Genomic DNA, 17,342 nt, shown 5'->3' with positions numbered 1-17,342 from the left:
ATTTTTATGCAACCCATTTCATTCATTTTATTCATACAGGGCATTCTTAGAGAATAGATTTCTTCAATTGTGAAATTATGATGACATTAGCGCTAGTCATCCCATCTGTTAATTAATGAATGCTAACGATCTCCTTATCGAACTCAGGAAGTTTGTCCTTATAAAATCTGGTTTGAGAAATATCGACCCAGCTCATTGTAAGATTATTTCCGAGTATGTATTTCAAGAAACTAAAAACTACGTAAGTGAAACAACCATCAAACGATTTTTTGGCTTTGCGAACACCTTACATAAATTCTCTTTATTTACTTTAAATAGCTTATCACAATATATAGGTTATAACGATTGGGACTCATTTTGTAAAGACAAGGAAAACCAAACTACCTCCGTTCAAAGTATCTGGCAAGATTTAAAGCTAAAAGCACATGCTGTTACAGAGATATCGTTAATTGCAAATAAAAATAACTCGGGCATTCCTTTTAGTGCTACCGCCAACAGAAGTTTTTTTTACCCTGATTTTGATTATTTCTTAAAAAACAACTACCAGTTTACAACCATAAGTGCTCAACCTGGCCAGGGAAAATCGATACTGCTTGCACACATGATAGAGTATTTTTTCCTGTCAGAAAATGCACTCTACAAAAACGACATCGTTTTATTGGTTAACTCTACCAGTATTAATACCATTATTCAAACTGGAAATACTTTAAAAGACTGGTTTTTAAAAGAATTTAAATTTGGGAGCCTTTCCGAGTTAATCAGTTTTTTTAAAAAAAATCCCGAAAAGAGAGAAGGCCGTTTCATTATTATTGTTGATGGTATTGATGAACATTTAGCAAGAGGTAATTATTTTAAAACGTTTATCGACTTTTTATACAGTATTGAAGAAAACAACTTTGTTAAGCTCGCATTTGGTCTGCGAACGAATAGTTGGATTAATCTTCAACCCGCTATTTACGGTTCTGCATCTTTAACTAAAGCCTGGTATACGGGCTTGTTTTATGATGAGGAAACCCTAAGTAATGTACCATCGTTAAATGTTGATGAGGTACTCTACACCTTAAGCAATATAGAAAACAAAATTATCAACCGGGCAGATGTAAGCCTGCCCCTATTAACTCAGTTTAAAACACCATTCTGGTTACAGGTTTATTTTAAGCTCAAAGATGAGAACCACCATCTTGAGCTGAGTAATCCTTTATTACGTTATGAATTAATTAGTTATTTCTTAGAGAAACGCGTATTTCTGGCAAAAAAAAGCACTGAAAAAGTATTTCTCCTTAAAAAAATAAGCGATAGCATTTCAGAAGGAAATAAGAAATTAAGGGTTTCTAAAGAAAAAATCCTGAGTTATATCAATTGTTATCCCGATGCATACGAAGAACTTTTGCATGCCGGGATCATCATCGAAGAAAAAAGATTAAGTACTGCCATCCCTACAGAAATTGTCCGCTTTTTAAACGACGATATTTATACCTATTTCCTATTTATACAGATCACTGATAAGTTTGAATACAGGCCTTGTAAATCATTTTTCGAGCATATATTAAACAGTTTCCCTGGCCAAACCTCGCTGAGAGACTATATACTTAACTGGGCAATTAGGTTCTGTATTACCAGAAATGAAATTGCAGCCTTAAAAAACATTTTCAGGCTGCAATTTACCAACATTGAAAAAAACAGTGCTTTCGATTTTATCTGTTATGTGTCTAAATACGAACTTGGCAAACCCAATTCTAATTTCAATAAGTTAAGCATTGGCGTCGATTTTATCGACATTATGGCTACAGGGCGAACCATGAGCAACCTGTATAAAGAAACCATCAAAACCATTTCAGAGAATGTACTCAATGAAGACATTCAGATTATCCTGCACGTAATAGAATGCAACGTTAATCTAATTGATGTGGACAAAGTGGCTTTAGCCAATACCATGCAGCTGCTAAAGCGGAACTACAAAAGATTAAATGAATTGTTCCCAATTAATCCTTATGATTTAATTCTTTATTTCTACAATAACCTGGTTAATAAACCTAACGAGAGTAAAACCCTGGAAGATAAAATAATAAAACTTTGCCAGGAGATAGATCAGAGTAAACCACAGAAAAACGAAGAAATCACTTCTACCGAAATACTCTCTTACCGCTTGGTATTAATTACCTTATTTTCTCAAAAAAGCTATGCAGAATGCCACCGCTTTATTATGGCTATTTTGACTAAGTACCCCAATATTTTTTATGTAAGACATTCCGTTTTCTCTTCTTTTTTACTGCTTCACTTAGGTCAAACCTATATCAAGCTCAACTATTTTAAAAAAGCGCAGCGCATTATGCAATTTGTTGATAAAATCATCAGCAGCGATTACACCTATTATACCAATTTTATTTTGGCCAGCTTCAGTGTGTTTAAAGCCAACTTTTATAATGCAACACATAATTACGAACAAGCGCTTATAGAAACTAATATCGGCTTGGGTATTACGGGAAAGAATGATTTTAAGATGTTCGAGATTGCCCTGTTATTAAGTAAGATCGATACCCTAAAACATACCGAAGAATCAGAAGAAGTATCAAACGTAATTAAAGAACTGTTAAACTTTTTAACGGTACATAAAATCTCCATGCCCGATTATTCTAACCTAAGCAGTTACGAGTTCGAGCATACCTTTAAAATTTTAAAATCGTACCGCAGGCATCAAAACCTATAAAAAGCCCTGCAATTATCGCAATGCTTTTTCCAAACACATGCATCCAAAGCCTACAATCCCTTTTTTATGGAGCGCAGGGCCTGTATAAAAGATCTAGTTTCTTCCCGTTTTACGCTTTTACACTTCGCTTCCTCGTTCCTCGTTGCGGCAGGGTAACGCTTCAACAGGGGCTAAATGGCAAAAACAGTTTTTCATTTTCGCGGTTGCAGGATGCACAAACTTTGTTCTTAAACCCGATTGCAGCGAACACGGAGTGCAACGGAGTAAAGCGCAAAGCGGGACTAAAGGCTGCCAAGAACCACAAGCCATCCATTTCCTAATTCTAAAATACTTTTTCCTAATAGAGCGCAATGCCACTGCAAATCAGTAAATGCTTTCCCGTTTTATGCTTATACGCTTCGCTTCCTCGTTCCTCGTTGCTGCAGGGTAACGCTTCAACCGGGGCTAAATGGCAAAACAGTTTTTCATTTTTAGGGTTGCAGGGTGCACAAACTTTGTTCTTAAACCCGATTGTTGCGAACATACCGATTCTTCATCGGTATAAAGCATAAAGCGGGACTGAAGGCTGCCAAGAACTGCTGCACCTTCATTTTCTAACCATAAAGAAATTATCCTTAAAATGTCTTGAATTTCGGTTGCTGTTTCACCACCGATAGCGTAAAATATTTATTTAATCAGGTTATAAAGTTCATCCAGTTTAGGCGAAAGTACAATCTCTATCCTTCTGTTTTTGCTTCTTCCATCTGCATTTGCGTTGGTACCCAACGGTTGGAATTCGCCCTTACCTGTAGCCGTCATCCTTACACTTTCTACCTTCTCATTCTCTGTTAAATAACGTACTACAGAAGTAGCCCTTAACACACTTAAATCCCAGTTATCTTTAATCTGGCCCAGGTTATTTATTTTCTGGTTATCGGTATGACCTTCAACAGCAATGTTTATCTCTGGTTGTTGCTTTAATACATTGGCCAATTGAGTAAGGGCCTGTTTTCCTTTTTCATCGATAATAATACTTCCCGAAGGGAACAATAGTTTATCCGTTAGCGAAACATAAACTTTACCATTTTTAATCTCTACGGTTAAACCGCTTTTGGTAAAACCCAATAAAGCCTGTTGAAGTTTTTCTTTCAGCGCATTGGTTGCCTCATCACGTTTACGCAAAACTTCTTCTAGCAGTATATAGCGAATCTTTAGTGCCCAATAAGGCTTTGTACTTTTTAGGCGAAAGAACAACGCAAGAGCTAATTGAAGAGATAAACAAGAGTAACGCAAATGCAAAAAAGGTATTTTTCATATTTTATTTTCAAGATTTGAGTATCAAGTATCAAGACCTTTTATAGTTTGAACATTGATTATCGGTTATTGATTATTTTGGGTGTTGGTCATTGAAAATTAACAGTTGGTTATTGCTCAATGGCATTCCGTAAAAATGCAACTAATGGTTGTACTGTTTTAAAAGAACTTATCAACTTATTAACGAGGTTTGGTTTTAAAAATTCTTCATCTTCGATTTTTGTAGTAGCCTCGAAGCTTTTCAATTTTAAAAATTCGATATTTGGATCTGCAGGATCATAACCCTTAGGTGCATTTTTAAGTGCATTATCAAAACCCAGTTTAAAGTTTTTCTTAAAGGCTGCGTTGTTAATAATTTCTTTAAAATCGCCTATATTATAATCAATCTCTTGCCTGATCAATTTTAAATGTGGTGCATCTGGCATCCAGTATCCACCGGCAATAAAACTTTTCCCTGGCTGAATATGCAGATAATAACCGGGTTCGTTTCCTCCTTTTTTGGTAGAGAACCATATGCCGAAGTTATTTTTATAAGGATCTTTATTCTTGCTGAAGCGCACATCACGATAAATGCGTAAAAGGCACTTTTTTGGATCCATCTCTGCCGAAAGTGTCGGGTCTACTTTGGCCAGCTCCGGGATGATATTGGCTACAAGTCCGAGTACATCGGCCTTTGCATTTTCATAAACTTCTTTGTTGGCGGCAAACCATTCGCGGTTGTTATTCTCCGCTACGTCTTTTATAAAACTAAGGGTTTCTTTTTTTAACATACGGGCATTGGGTTAACTGGTTAATCGGTTAATCGCTGAATTTAACAATTAACCAGTTTATACGATTTAAACGATTAACCAATACTACTTATCGTAATATGGCTTATACTTAATGTTCGGCGATAAAACATGGAGCAGTATAATTCTCGAATATCGATAGTTAAATGGATACAGAATAAAACAACCTGCAAAAATAACGATCAGATAAGGCCAGAAAGTTGCATCGGTAAGCGGACCAAAAATTAAATAGGTGATGAAACTGGCGAACAGCATTTCGATTACATTCATCGCATAACTTACATACATGGCTGCATAAAAGTAGCCTGGTTCAATTTCTATGCGTTGTGCACAATGCCCGCAGATTTCTTTGGTATGCTGAATGTTCCAGCCATACATACTGCCTGTAAAAATATCTCCCCTACGGCAATGCGGACACTTACAGTGTATAATGGCATAAAGTTTTGAGGTAGTTTGCTCAGACATACTTTTAATTTAAATTAAAAGGTTCCTTTTTCATATTAAGGTGCACATTCTTTTTGCGGTATTTTTTATACCAAACCACACCAACAATAACAGCCATTAAATAAGGAAGAGATAAAAGGTACAATACACCTGTATTTAAGCCTGCTGTTTGTGTATTGCCGTTTTTAACACCTTGCTCGGCATTAATGGTACACATAGAACATTGGGCATTAACATTGGGACTTACCGTGAATGTAAATACCAGTACAAACAGGATAAAAATTGCTTTCTTCTTCATTCGTTACAAATATAAGCATAAACGCTTGGAGGGGTTTAAAAATTATGTCATAAAAAAACCCTTGCTTTTTAGGGCAAGGGTTACGGGAGAGAAAGATTAAAATTAGATTTTAATTATTTATAGCGTTCCGTATATAAAAAACACTGACTTTAATGTCCCCAAAAATGGGGGATTTTAAATATATCGGAGCATTTATTGCAAAACAAACGTCATTACAATTGATGGATCTTCAACGCTTGTCATTTTACCATAAACATTTGCACCATCAACATAATAATCGAAAGTCACACTATTTGCCAATAAAAAAGCATGTAGTCTTGAAAGTGAATTTGTTACATATCCTCCAGATGCAGCTGCAAATTGACTAAACTTGTATACCCCGTTTGCATCAACTGTGTAATTGTACACAATAGTAGTTATCCAACCAGAGCTTCCACCATTTTGACTACTAAAGCCATTTAAGTTTAACCTCTTGTTTGCAATGTTCCAAGCAAAATTGATTCGACCATAGTTAAAACTATATCCAGTTACGGCAGGTGTTAAGCCGTTATGAAAATAATTTAGAATAGTAGCTCCATTGGTACTTGTTCCAGGATATATGGTCTTATATTCGGACAACATACCTCCATATTTACTACCCCATAGCCTATAAAGCGGAACTATAGGCGTTGCAGAATTTTTAATAATATATTCTTTTCCGGTAGAATCATATAAAACTAAGGTCGTTGCGTCCTTCCAGGCAAGACGGATAAAAGTAATGCCTTGCCATACTAGACCTCCATTTAGAATTTCAGCACCAGTTAAGTTAAAAGCAAACTTTTGACCACTAGAAAAAACCGTAGACCCATCAGCTAAAACACCTGTTAAATCTATCCTTTTACCAGATAAAACGCTATTGGAAACATTTGGAGAAACACCAACTTTTAGCGCACTACCACCAACAACTACTTCAATATATGGGTTCGCATAAGTATTGAAATAATCTTTAATTTTATCAATAGCAGTTTTTAATCCGGCACTTTCATAAGCAGCTCTTTGGGCAGCAGTTGCCTTGATCATTTTTAATGGCTGGCGGTATCTTTTACCTATAAAAACAATACTGTCCCCAGAAATTCTATCGTAAATAAAATCAACATCACTCTTAAAACCTGTTTTAGCGATTCCCCCAAAAGTTGAAGGATCCGGATCGTTCAACATGGTGATGTAGTTAAATGTATCAAAAACTAAATCTACACCTTGATCTTGCTTAACTCGGTAATATGAAGCATATTCTGTTTTGGATGATGCATCATTTAAATCAGCATACATCTTAACGTTTTCGGTAGCATCAAACTTCATAAAGAAGCTATATCCTCCTCCATCAGCAGTTGGTGTAGTAGCAATCCATCCGTTTTCGGCAGAGCTTAAAGTAGTTTTTACTTTTGCAATAGCTTCACCCATCCTAATTTCTGGATCTTGATCAAATTTAGCTACAAATGATGATTTCTTGCAGCCTGCAAATATTAACAGGCAAGTGAATAAAAATAATATTCTTTTCATAACAGTTATATTTATTGCCCTAAAGCACCGTAAAAATAGTTTGTAGGCGTACCACTAACATAAAAACCGCCAAAATTGGTATAAGTACCCGCATTATATCCAGCTGGTAACCAGTCTGCAACAAAGGTATTATTAACAAAATAGTCCAATAAAGGCTGTATTCCTGGTTTAACTGTATTTGCATTTCCTACCCAGCTTGCATCTGTGCCTCCGGCTGTACCCGTTGTAAATTTGGTTTCGCCAGTAGTCGTATTAATTACCATATTTAAAGCATATCTAGCCTCCAAGACTGATCCGGCAGAATTAGAATAATTAACATAAACCGTTGCAGCAGTACCTGAGGTAAAATCAAATCTAATGTAATTTAACACCCTATTTGCCCCACCTATTGTAGCAAGTGCTGTTTTAGAATTTTGATAAACAGCTTTGAATTGATCAGAAATACCAAATTGGCTATAGGTTACATCGTTATCCAGATTAATCGTCATGCTTTTATACAGGTTCCTGTTTAACCAATAGCCAAAAGAAACTGATGGATCTTTTAAAGTAGTTTTGATATAGTCCTGTACTTCCTTTTGCAGTTTTCTAAAGTCGATTCCGAATGYGGTTGTAAAATAATTTACCACGTTTGCCTCTTTTAATTTAAGTCTACTTTTAGCAGTCGCATTGGCTGTATTGGCATAGTTGTCATAATATGATTGACCTGAAACCAATAAAGTTGCGGTTGTTTCGGCATAATCTTCTGTTGGGCTACCACTGGCATAACTACCCAAAAATCCATTATCTTTAGCTGTTTGAGCTAGTGTTAGTGTCCATGGCTGTTTATACGTACCACCAGATATGGCTTCGAAATCAATAGGAATAGCTACAGTTTGGTTTAAAATGTGGGTAAATTCGTGATGAATTACATACAATCTGGAAGTTACAAAGCCAGGGGAAAGGCTGAAATTGTTAAGTCCGTATAATGTAACCCTTCTACCTCCAGCTGCTGTTCCTGCTATAGCAGAGCCATCGGTTTGATATTTTGCAGAGCCATATAAAACCCATTCTTTAGGATTTGTACGCTGTACGAAATCCAAACCTGCAATTTTTAAGTATGGCGCCAAATAGCCATCCAATACCGTTTGCATCATAGGCTGCACATTTTCAGGCTTAAGCGGTGCTACATCGGCTGCGGCATCTCCATAATAATATCTGTTGAACCTGTACACCACTTTCATATTATACGGATTTAGAAAGGTTGTATTTAACCATTTATCCAAATCTGTATTAGATTCAGGCATATCTAAATTATACTTGTTGAAATCAACATCTAAATCCTCAGTTTTTCTACATGAGGTAGCAATAGCCAAAATCATTATTATGGCTAATGAACTTTTAATAAAATTTTTCATAAACATATTTATCTTGGATTTAGTTCTACTCCAGAAAGCTTTACTTCATTCGGTAATTGAAACAATCTACGCGGATCGGCAGGTTTTAATTCCATGAAACTCTCTATACTATAAAATGCTTTTATTTTAGCTAAGGTGACTACATCGGTAGCAGCATTGTAATTTCTAATTCTAACCTTCATAAAATCGTTGATATCTTTTAAGGCTGCGTCATTATTACCCAATTGGGCATAAGCCTCAGCCCTGTTCATTAAGGTTTCATCAGCAGTAAGTAATGGAACAACCAAGTATGGAAAACCGATACCCGGACCTGTGTAAAAGAAATAGTATAAATACTTTAGCGTATTATAGTTTCCAGCACTCCATTGGTAAACCTTATTTGCCAGTATTTTGCCCGTAACGTTAGGAGAAGTATACATTCTAACCAGCTTATTGCCAATACCATGATTTGGTGTATTTACATAAGTATAAGTACTATAAGCATTACCGAGCATAATTGCTGTTCTTTGCTCAGTTTTAGTATAGTTAGCTCTAAAATCATTGTTTGTCATTTCGTACAAGGTTGTAGAAACGGGCCTCATATTATTAACAAAATCGTTTCCAGAAACGGTTAAATTGGCATGATCAATTACTTTTTGCCAATCGCCAAGGAATAGATAAAAACGTGAGGCAAATGCGTGTGCAGCTGAAGGCGTGAAATGGTACTTAGGAACCGTATAAGCACTTGCAGATAATAAAGGCAATCCCTCTTCAAGGTCCTTTTTAATTTTATCATAAGTTTCTTTAACTGTCCCTCTCGAATATTGCTTAATCGGCTCAGTTTCTGGTACAGTAACATAGGGTACACCAGGAGAACTGTTAGCCCCGCCTATTTCGTAAGGTTTTGCAAAAAATACAGCTAACATAAAGTGAGCATAGGCACGTGCAACCAATGCTTCTCCCTTATATGGCAATACCGCATTACCAAAGTTGCCGTTCTCTATGGCCTGTAATGCCTGGTTAGCTGCAGCAATAGCTTCATAGCACCCATTCCAGTAGGACCCTGGGCTATTTGTATCGGTTCCTGAAAGGTCTTCCCAATAATACGGCTTATCCCATTGATCGTTCAAAGTCCCTACACCTTTTTCCTTTTCCTCGGTATTATCCGAGGCAGCCTCTGCAAAAGTGATATAATGAGCAGAAGGGTATGCTGTTGCAGTTAATTGTGCTACTTTAGCAACAGTTGTTATCTCTGTTCTATTATCAGGTACTTCATCTAAAAATTTCTTACAAGATTGTAACGATACGAGTAACATTACACTTGATAATATGGTAATTGATTTTATTAGTTTCATAATCTTTTAAATTAAAATCCAACTCTTAATGATAATGTAAACTGTGTTGGAACCGGTAATGCAACACCCCCTGTAGAAAAGAATTCAGGATCTTCACCGTTAAGTCTCTTATCGGCATAAAGAACCGCCACATTGTCGCAAGCCACAATAAGGGAAGCGTTTGTCATTTTAAACTTTGAAGTGATTTTCTTAGGAATATCATAACTAGCAGTAATTCTGGAAAGTTTAATATAATCTCCACTTACAACACGTTCTGTAGAATAGTTATAAAGGTTATAAGGATATACTGGATTAGTTGTAGAACCTGTAGAACTTACAATCGCCGCCGCAGAAACTGGGTCGAGTAAGGCAGGGATGTTCGTAATTTTTTCATCTCCTGGCATAATCCATCTATTTAACACATCGCGACTTAAAGTTGTCATATCAGAATAAGAAGCAGAGATAGATGGTGCTAAACGTAATGCATTTCCTGCTGAGAATTTAAATAGAGCAGATAAAGAGAAGTTTTTGTACCTGAACTGATTGAAAAAGCCTCCTGTTGTTGTCGGATCTGTTGGACCTTCATATTTTAAGATATCAATATCATCACCTTGTAGGCCAATATACGTTGTGGCAGTACTATTTGCACCGTAGAAAGTTGGATAACCATATTGTGGATTTAAACCAGCAAACTGAACCGAAAACAATCCTCTTTGTGGGTACCCTAAAACTGCCCCCCCTGTTGCAGAAACTGCTCTCCAAATATTAGGAAGTGCATCTAGTTCTGTAATTTTTGTTTTATTAAATGCAAAGTTAAAATTGGTTGCCCATTTAAAATCACCAGCATTAATTGGCGAACCCGATATAGTGAATTCGATACCTTTACTAGACATTGCCGCATAGTTGGCGGTTTTGGTGAATTCGCCTCCAATACCAGAAGTATTCAAGTTACCCAATAGATCGTGGATATTACGATTATATAGGTCGACAGATAAATTTACTTTGTTTTTAAAGAATCTTAAATCTAAACCTATATTGGCATCGTACGATTTTTCCCAGGTTAACTCCGTATTTTGAAGCGTTGATATATAGGTTTGAACTTCCTGATCTTTTAAAAACTGTCTTCTAGATATTTGATCATAAAAAACGGGAAGCGAGTTGGTAGCACTACCAATGCTGGCAGTTAAACCATACGATCCTCTTAAAACTGCGGAAGTTACGATATCATTTTTAGGCCAGAAACTTTCTTGATCAGCATTCCAGGATCCAGATACGTTCCAGGTTGGCAACCATCTTGCATTCCTGCTCCTACCCATTTTATTAGATCCATCGTAACGTGTGGTAGCATTAAAACTATAACGACCTTTGTATGAGTAAGCTGCTCTTAGCATGTAGGCAACATAGCGTTCGTAGTTGTTACCCATTCCAAAATAAGCTTTACCCGCTTCACCAGCCTGCTTAAAATATAAGTAACTTGGATTTACTAAGCCGCCATTTTCATACTGATAGCCAACTCCATTAAAATATTCATTCTGTCTATCAATATACCGAACCTCCATTGAACCGAAAACATTAACGAGATGTTTATCATTAAAGTTCTTATCGTATACAAGATCGTGTCTGAAATAATAGTTTGTTAAGTTGTCGCCCGCAGTATTATAAAACCCACCTGTTGGCAGCAGACTGGTGGGTAAACCAGTGGGATTAGCTGAGTCTATGTATAAATACTGGTTATCACCGTCGCGTGTGGCATCACCACCTGACCTAAATGYCTGAGCTTGATTAGATTGTTCTAACACATAACTCTGTCTTTCTGATTTAGAAAACCTATAAGCGGCATTGATAGAGTAAGTTAAAGAAGGAATGATTTTGTATTTTACACCTCCTTGTACTTTAATATCAAGCATCTGGAGTTTCGTATAATTATTTTCAAGCTCATTTAAAATATTAAATGGAGCATAATTTCTAACAAAATACTCTAGGTTCCCATTCTCATCATATGGCGTTATCAGGCGGCTTGTGTTACGCGCATAAGTATATGGATTCACATCAAACTCACGATAGTAGCTGCCATATACCGGGTCTGATTTACGATCAGAGTTACCACTGGGTGTTCTTTGGTTACGGATGGAAGCTGTAGTAAGCAATTCAAAGCTTAATTTACTGCTGGGTGCAAAATTTGCCCTGAAGTTTCCGGTAAAGCGATCTACATTGCTACCAATAGTTTGACCTTTATCGTTCAAATATGATGTTGAGGCATAGGTTTGGAACTTTTCTGTACCTGAGGTTACACTCATAGAGTGCTCCTGCTTCAATGAATTCTTGTAAAGGATATCAAACCAGTCTGTATTGGCATTCGCGTATCTGTTTAAGAAATTTGAAACGCTTGATTTATCATATTTTAAAGCAAAGGTTTTTGTTGCCGGATCATAATTATAAAGCTCATTGTACATTTTATAAAAGATACCTCCATTTTGGCCACTTGAAGATCCTGGGATTTGATAAGCTCCTTTATTAAAATACTCAATCAAAACAGCCATTTGCTCGTCTGAGTTCAAAATGTCTGTTCCTTCGTAAGTTGGTTTTGAGTAAGTTGTAAAGTTCCCAGTATAACTAATTTTTGGAGTACCTTCTGTTTGTCTACCCTTTTTTGTGGTTACCACAATAACACCGTTCATAGCTCTTGCACCGTACATGGCTGTAGCAGCTGCATCTTTCAAGATATTGAAACTCTCAATATCATCAGCATTCAACCCTGCAACTGATGATCCTAATAAAGTATTTGCATCACCACTGGATAAAGCTTCATTTGAAATATTAACCACATCTTCCAAAATAATACCATCTATCACCCAAAGCGGTTTATTGTCCCCAGACAGAGAGGTTGCACCCCGTACCCTGATTTTTGGAGCTGCACCAAATGTACCTGAAACATTTTGTAAGGTAACACCAGCTACCTGTCCTTCCAACATACGGCTGATATCAGAAACACCCAATCTTTCTACATCAGATACTTTTAACTGAGTAGCTGCACCTGTAAATAATTTTCTGTCCAGCTGTTGATAACCAGTAGAAACAACATTTACTTCTTTCAACTGTGCTGCATCCTCTTCTAAGGTTACATTAATAACTGTTTTTCCACCTATGGGAACTTCGAGGGTTTTATAGCCAATATAACTAAATGATAAAACTGCTCCTTCTTTTACCGAAATGGTGTAATCTCCAGAAGAACTAGTTGATACTGCATTAGCGGCCCCTTTTTCTCGTACACTTACCCCAGGCAAAGCACTTCCACTTTTATCTCTTACTTTACCAGTTACTTTTACTGCTACGAAATAACTAAGCACTTTATCGAAGATTGACTTATCTGCCGGTTTGATCAAAATGGTTTTATCTTCAATAGTATAGGTTAAATCCCGTCCTGAAATAATTTTAGCCATCACTTCATCTATGGTAGCCTTACTAAAGTTGGCATTTAAAGTAGTAGTACTTTTAATGGTATTACTTGATAATAATACATCGTAACCAGATTGTTGTCTGATTTCCCTAAACATTTTCTCTAATGTTACATTTTTCTCTTTTAATGTAACCAGCTGGCCAAATGAAGCTGCGCTTACCTGCATTAACGAGGCAAGTAATATGACCGTAACTAACTTCATAATTAATAGCAATTTAGGTATGTAGCGTCGATGCGTACATAAAATTCTAATATAAATTTTGTACATTTAATAGTCTGTTTTTGTGCGAAGCGCAATAAAGTTTAGACGCCAAAAAGCGTTTCGCGGTTATCCAAGAAGTAATTGATTTTTAATCGATTCCGGGTTACGGAATAGCTAAACAGATAATAAAGGGGGTGTTACAAGCACTCCTTTTTTATTTATTCAACGTTGAATCGTCAGGAGTTTTGTCGAGGTCTATTCATCATTTGTTAAGTTTTAGGTTAAGTTGATTAATTAGTTATTTTTAGAGATAAAGGTTAGTTACTCCCTCATCTTTTCTCGTTTATTCTTTGTAGACAATTAGTTTATTATCTTTAATATCAAAACGTACTTCCCCAGTTTGCTCAAATTTGGTTAGCACTTTCGATATTTTTTCGAAACGGCTTACCGTTCCGTAATACATTACATTTTTTGCAGCAGGATCGGCATATTCAATTTCTACATTATACCAACGGGCAACTTTGCGTAAAATGCTTTCCTGCCTTTCGTTGTTAAACATGAAATAGCCGTTTTTCCATGCTATTGCTTCATCAACATTTACTTCTTTTATAGCTATACCCGAAACAGATACTAGGGATTGTTCCCCAGGCTTAAGCACCTCGCTCTCATTGGTAGTATTATGCGAAACACGTACACTTCCTTCCAACAAAGTGGTTTTAGTTACCTTTTCATCTTTATAGCTATTAATGTTGAAGTGCGTACCTAATACCTCAACAGCTTGTTTATCGGTTTCAACAATAAAAGGGTGTGCTGCATTTTTGGCTACTTCAAAATAAGCTTCGCCATCTAGTTTAACTACACGCTGTTTTGCTGTCCCGATATTTAACGAATACTGAATTGAAGATGCTGCATTTAGCCAAACAGTAGAACCATCGGGTAACTGGATTTGCCATTCACCACCGTTTGGAGTCGAAATGGTATTTAATCTACTATCATTTACATTTTCTGCTGCGGCAACGTTGTACACCAAATGGCCATCAGCTGTTTTGGTGATAGAGAAACCGGCTTCTTTGGCAACATCGCCATTCATCGCATCCGAAAGTGAAATTTTCTTTCCATTGGCCAGGGTGAGGATTGCTTTATTTTTTCCCGGCGCCACGTCAGTAGCAAAAACATGCTCTTTCTTTTTCTGTAAAGAGAGGTAAGCGCTGAACGAAAACACAATAAAAACAACGGCAGCGGCAGCCCATTTTAAGCTGTTCATTAAAATCCGTTTAGGCGATCGGATTGGTTTATCTACCGCCAGAATTTTATTTAGAACCGGGCTCCATTTTTCCTCAACAACATTAACTGCATACTCTTCTTCAACGATAATCATTTTCACGATTTCGTCAGAAAGCAATGATGTGCTGTTTTCTGCCAAAACTAAAAGTTCTTCCCTTTCGGCCTCACTTAAGGTCTTAGCAGTAAACTGTTGTAAAAGGTAATGTATACGTTCTTCCATAAAGATTCTGATACTAAGAAGCAGCAAAAGAAAATTAGGACTATCGGGATATTAATTTTTTTCTATTTTATTTTCAAAAAGAAAAAAACAATTGGGAAAAAGAATACAATCCCATGTTGATCGAGGTGTATACGTATCGATTTAAGGGCTATTACCAGGGCATTTTTAACCGTATTAGGCGATATATTGAGTATTTCTGCAATTTCAGGTATGGTTTTACCATCGCGTCTGCTCAATTGATATATATTTTTGCGTTGATCAGGTAATTTTTCAACAGCAATAGCAATAATTTTCGTTACCTCGTTTAAATTAATAGTTTCTACAGTATTGTTATGGCTATTTTGTTGTTTCGCAGTAAATGCATCAACAACTCTATCATCTTTAAGTTTCTTGCGTAAATAGCTTAAACATTCGTTAGAAACATATTTATATAGATAGGCTTTCACATTATCTACTTCTGCTAATTTATCGCGATTTAGCCAAACCCTTAAAAATGAATCTTGAATAATTTCTTCAGCGGCATCATTAGATTTAGTAAACTTAGCGGCAAAAATTTGGAGTACAGGAAGGTATTTGAAGAAAAGGACAGAAAAAGCCTGCTCATCTCCTCCTACGATTTTATCAATCAGCACATGTTCTTTGTCTGCGTTGCTTAGCGCCATAAAATTAGTTCATCACAATTTGCTATGTCTTCCATTATTCTAAGGCGTAATAATAAATAGATTTATCATTAAAAGAGAAGAAAGATTTAAACTAAAACATTTTACTATGATAATAAGCTTCCTTACCAAATATACTGATTAAGAAATTTTAGTCGGTAAAAAATTAATTAAAAATAAAACCCCCACTTTTTAGGGTAGGGGTTCAAAAGTTAAGGTAGGACAACCTTAGTATGAATAATACGGTGATATCATCAGATAAACAACTACTCCGGTTATTGCTACATAAAGCCATAGTGGAAAAGTAATCCTGGCAATCTTTCTATGGCGATCGAAACGCTCGGCCAATGCCCTTACATAAGTAACCAAAACCAGTGGAATAATGGCTATCGACAATAGGATATGCGTTAACAAGATAAAGAAGTAGGCATATTTAATAGCACCATCACCACCAAATTTAGTAGATGGGGTAGTCATATGATAAGCGATATACATTATCAAAAATAATAAAGAACAACCGATAGCGGTTTTCATCAAGTTTTGGTGCAATTGTATTTTACCGTTTTTTATGGCCCATACAGCCACCACCAACAGTACAGCTGTAATTCCGTTAATGGTAGCATATATTGGCGGCAAAAAAGGTAGAGTTGGCGCATCTATCCCCAAATCCTTTAACTTTACCACGAATAAAAATGCTACAGCTACGGGTATAAAAATAGAAAGAATGATGATCCACTTGCTATACTTTTTCTCAATTGGGCTATTTTCCATGAGTTTTTAAAATCTCTTTTATATTATTATTATTTTGTGTCGACTTCGGAGTCTAAACGCTAAGTCCTAAACCCTAACCGCTAAGCCAACTATCTGCCGTCTTTAACATTCCTCAAATACTCCGCAATAAGTACTTTTATTTCGTCCTCCAACCTGGCGTTTGCTTCAACATTATCGGCATCATAAATTCCGCGTATACGGTGTAGATTATCAATAAGTACTATTTTATTACTAAAAATAAAATTGGTTTTCTCTTTCGTTTCATCTGCCACTACATCAAGTAACAAACCTTTTCTGATTAACGGATAAGTTTGAGTGGTATCGCCAATCAGAAAATCCCATTTCCCAGCTTTTGCCTTAAACTGTTCGGCAAAATCTTTTATTCTACCTTTATCAAGTGGATCAACAGACAGGCTTAAAAACTTAACCAAAGGTTTTTGCTCATACCCATCAGATAATTTCTTGGTGTATTTACTTGTTTCCTGGTTGTTGGCGCCGGTATAAAATAAATTTAGTACCACGATCTTGTTTTCTAATGATTTCCATGAGATGGTATCATTTTGCTGATTTACGAGTTTAAAATCAGGAACCAAGTGATAAATGGTATCTGGTATTTTTTTCCCTTTTACGCTATGAAAGGTTGATGCGACAACTTTCTCACCAAAGATGGGTAAACTCTTATACCTGTTCTTTGCAAAGTGTGGCAATAAGTAAAAAAACAAAAATCCCGGTATAGCTAAAATGCTTACCAGGATTATTACCTTTTTTATAGGACTTCTTTTCATTAATGGTTCATCATGTGGATGTTTAAAAACCCACCTTCTATCAGCATTAAAACAATAAAGTAAATAATGAAAATAAATGATACTGTTAATGCAAGCTGTAAGCCTAGCTTTTCATATTTTAAGTGCATAAAATAGGCTACAATATAAAATGCTTTTAACAGGGTTAACGCAATATAAATGTAATTACC

Annotated in this window: 13 protein-coding genes and 1 pseudogene; 1 reads left to right on the top strand and 13 read right to left on the bottom strand. The window is 36.1% G+C overall.

The window, feature by feature from the left end; all coding sequences use genetic code 11:
• Positions 1-172: 172 nt before the first annotated feature.
• Complete coding sequence (locus tag AC1DND_RS01700; protein ID WP_477578588.1) at positions 173-2,707, top strand: hypothetical protein; 2,535 nt, start codon at positions 173-175, stop codon at positions 2,705-2,707.
• Between the two features lie 666 nt (positions 2,708-3,373).
• On the opposite strand, the pseudogene AC1DND_RS01695 reads toward AC1DND_RS01700, so the two are convergent.
• The 13 genes and pseudogenes from AC1DND_RS01695 to AC1DND_RS01635 all read right to left on the bottom strand — a co-directional run.
• A pseudogene (locus AC1DND_RS01695) lies at positions 3,374-3,880 on the bottom strand (OmpA/MotB family protein); the annotation flags it as partial.
• 230 nt (positions 3,881-4,110) lie between these two features.
• Positions 4,111-4,770, bottom strand: a complete 660-nt coding sequence (locus AC1DND_RS01690; protein ID WP_477578586.1) for a DUF2461 domain-containing protein — start codon at positions 4,768-4,770, stop codon at positions 4,111-4,113.
• Positions 4,771-4,854: 84 nt separating this feature from the next.
• Positions 4,855-5,253, bottom strand: coding sequence for a DUF983 domain-containing protein (locus tag AC1DND_RS01685; RefSeq protein WP_477578584.1), 399 nt, complete (start codon positions 5,251-5,253; stop codon positions 4,855-4,857).
• Positions 5,254-5,257: 4 nt separating this feature from the next.
• Positions 5,258-5,530, bottom strand: coding sequence for a hypothetical protein (locus tag AC1DND_RS01680; protein ID WP_477578582.1), 273 nt, complete (start codon positions 5,528-5,530; stop codon positions 5,258-5,260).
• Positions 5,531-5,722: 192 nt separating this feature from the next.
• The gene (locus AC1DND_RS01675) at positions 5,723-7,069 is read right to left on the bottom strand and encodes a DUF4302 domain-containing protein (protein ID WP_477578580.1); all 1,347 of its coding nucleotides are present in this window, start codon (positions 7,067-7,069) and stop codon (positions 5,723-5,725) included.
• A gap of 11 nt (positions 7,070-7,080) precedes the next feature.
• Entirely contained in the window at positions 7,081-8,463 is a 1,383-nt protein-coding gene (locus AC1DND_RS01670; protein ID WP_477578578.1) for a substrate import-associated zinc metallohydrolase lipoprotein, read from the bottom strand.
• Between the two features lie 8 nt (positions 8,464-8,471).
• A complete protein-coding gene (locus AC1DND_RS01665; protein ID WP_477578576.1) occupies positions 8,472-9,797 on the bottom strand; it encodes a RagB/SusD family nutrient uptake outer membrane protein in 1,326 nt (441 codons plus the stop codon).
• A gap of 11 nt (positions 9,798-9,808) precedes the next feature.
• Positions 9,809-13,435 (bottom strand): SusC/RagA family TonB-linked outer membrane protein, encoded by a 3,627-nt coding sequence (locus tag AC1DND_RS01660; RefSeq protein WP_477578574.1) that lies wholly within the window; start codon positions 13,433-13,435, stop codon positions 9,809-9,811.
• A gap of 343 nt (positions 13,436-13,778) precedes the next feature.
• On the bottom strand, positions 13,779-14,939 hold the full coding sequence (locus AC1DND_RS01655) for a FecR family protein (RefSeq protein ID WP_477578572.1): 1,161 nt from the start codon (positions 14,937-14,939) through the stop codon (positions 13,779-13,781).
• Positions 14,940-15,001: 62 nt separating this feature from the next.
• A complete protein-coding gene (locus AC1DND_RS01650; RefSeq protein ID WP_477578571.1) occupies positions 15,002-15,601 on the bottom strand; it encodes an RNA polymerase sigma-70 factor in 600 nt (199 codons plus the stop codon).
• Between the two features lie 225 nt (positions 15,602-15,826).
• The gene (locus AC1DND_RS01645; RefSeq protein WP_477578569.1) at positions 15,827-16,369 is read right to left on the bottom strand and encodes a DUF420 domain-containing protein; all 543 of its coding nucleotides are present in this window, start codon (positions 16,367-16,369) and stop codon (positions 15,827-15,829) included.
• Positions 16,370-16,458: 89 nt separating this feature from the next.
• A complete protein-coding gene (locus tag AC1DND_RS01640) occupies positions 16,459-17,154 on the bottom strand; it encodes an SCO family protein (RefSeq protein ID WP_477578567.1) in 696 nt (231 codons plus the stop codon).
• On the bottom strand, positions 17,154-17,342 hold a 189-nt coding region (locus AC1DND_RS01635; protein WP_477578565.1), incomplete at its 5' end, for a cytochrome C oxidase subunit IV family protein. The genes AC1DND_RS01640 and AC1DND_RS01635, both read right to left, overlap by 1 nt.

The sequence above is a fragment of the Pedobacter sp. 01N416 genome (genome assembly GCF_056399685.1).
The sequence above is the reverse complement of the archived record's forward strand: the minus strand, read 5'-3'. Positions and strand labels throughout refer to the sequence as shown.

Bases quoted from the DNA above. Each gene is read 5' to 3' on its own strand.
- AC1DND_RS01690 (WP_477578586.1), bottom strand. From the start codon at position 4,770: ATGTTAAAAAAAGAAACCCTTAGTTTTATAAAAGACGTAGCGGAGAAT.
- AC1DND_RS01685 (WP_477578584.1), bottom strand. From the start codon at position 5,253: ATGTCTGAGCAAACTACCTCAAAACTTTATGCCATTATACACTGTAAG.
- AC1DND_RS01680 (WP_477578582.1), bottom strand. From the start codon at position 5,530: ATGAAGAAGAAAGCAATTTTTATCCTGTTTGTACTGGTATTTACATTC.
- AC1DND_RS01675 (WP_477578580.1), bottom strand. From the start codon at position 7,069: ATGAAAAGAATATTATTTTTATTCACTTGCCTGTTAATATTTGCAGGC.
- AC1DND_RS01665 (WP_477578576.1), bottom strand. From the start codon at position 9,797: ATGAAACTAATAAAATCAATTACCATATTATCAAGTGTAATGTTACTC.
- AC1DND_RS01655 (WP_477578572.1), bottom strand. From the start codon at position 14,939: ATGGAAGAACGTATACATTACCTTTTACAACAGTTTACTGCTAAGACC.
- AC1DND_RS01650 (WP_477578571.1), bottom strand. From the start codon at position 15,601: ATGGCGCTAAGCAACGCAGACAAAGAACATGTGCTGATTGATAAAATC.
- AC1DND_RS01645 (WP_477578569.1), bottom strand. From the start codon at position 16,369: ATGGAAAATAGCCCAATTGAGAAAAAGTATAGCAAGTGGATCATCATT.
- AC1DND_RS01640 (WP_477578567.1), bottom strand. From the start codon at position 17,154: ATGAAAAGAAGTCCTATAAAAAAGGTAATAATCCTGGTAAGCATTTTA.